2 protein-coding genes are annotated in these 595 nt (G+C 30.8%); both read left to right on the top strand.

All coding sequences use genetic code 11. From position 1 onward, the window contains the following. Nucleotides 1-245: hypothetical protein (locus GQX97_RS14065; protein ID WP_157152351.1), on the top strand; the 245-nt coding region annotated here is incomplete at its 5' end. 24 nt (nt 246-269) lie between these two features. Next, a partial coding sequence (locus GQX97_RS14060) for a hypothetical protein (protein ID WP_157152350.1) occupies nt 270-595 on the top strand: 326 nt, incomplete at its 3' end.

Below are 595 nucleotides of genomic sequence, written 5' to 3'. Positions count from 1 at the left end.
CTTTTGATAGTGAAGATGAATACAAAAAATGGTATAAACAGTATGAAAAACTTTTATCTGGTGCATATGCTATTATAAAGATTGGTAAATCAAGCGGACATTCATTAGAAAAGCAAAATAAAGATATTGAACAAGAAACAGCTGAAAAATTAAAAAAAGACCAATCAAAAATAAAAAATACGGATAAAGATATTGGACTTAACGTTGAAGTGGAAAAAATGTCTAAAGACGGAGATAAAAAATAAATGGCTTTAGATTATGATTCTTTTTTGAAGTGGGCTTTAATAAAAGAGCCCTCTTTGAAAGAGAAAGAACCTCTAAATGAATTACCCGAAGATATAATACCAAGCGGAATAAGTGATTACACTTATCAGCAGACAACTATGGCTTTTAAAGAGGCATTGAATAGATGTGCCTCTTTGAAGCGATATATGCGTGATTTTAATTATATTAATTTGATTTTTAATTACGCATTACATATATCAATAGTTAGTTCAGCTTTTGAGATAAAAAAAGATGATGAAGGCAAGATACGGAATGAGCCTACAGCGCCTTTACAACAACCCTACGTTCACTACTCAGTTTATGACCCTAT

The sequence above is a fragment of the Brachyspira sp. SAP_772 genome (assembly GCF_009755885.1).
GTDB lineage: Bacteria > Spirochaetota > Brachyspiria > Brachyspirales > Brachyspiraceae > Brachyspira.
Note: the sequence above shows the minus strand (reverse complement) of the source record. Positions and strands in the feature narration are given on the sequence as shown.